The organism is Micrococcus sp. GbtcB5 (assembly GCF_019091605.1).
GTDB classification, from domain to species: domain Bacteria; phylum Actinomycetota; class Actinomycetes; order Actinomycetales; family Micrococcaceae; genus Micrococcus; species Micrococcus luteus.
In genome coordinates this window covers 1-249 of sequence record NZ_JAGXJK010000316.1, presented here as the reverse complement: position 1 = coordinate 249, position 249 = coordinate 1, and the positions used below count along the sequence as shown (strand labels likewise).

At 69.5% G+C, this 249-nt stretch carries 1 pseudogene; it reads right to left on the bottom strand.

The features are described 5' to 3' along the window. Window positions 1-47 precede the first annotated feature (47 nt). Window positions 48-249: pseudogene (locus KVS67_RS12505) on the bottom strand (class I tRNA ligase family protein); the annotation flags it as partial.

Here is a 249-nt window from a genome sequence, read left to right as displayed (position 1 = left end):
GCGAGCCCGGACTGGTCCTGGGGGCACCAGTTGACCGGGGAGTCCTACCGGTACGCCAGGCCCTTGCGGTACAGCTGCTGGAACCGCCACTGGGTCCACCGGTAGTACTCGGGGTCCGAGGTGTGCAGCTCACGGGACCAGCCCACGGCGATGCCGTACCGCTGGAAGGAGCGCTTCTGCGTCACGATGTTCGCGTAGGTCCACTCGGCCGGGTGGGCGTCGCGCTTGATGGCGGCGTTCTCGGCCGGC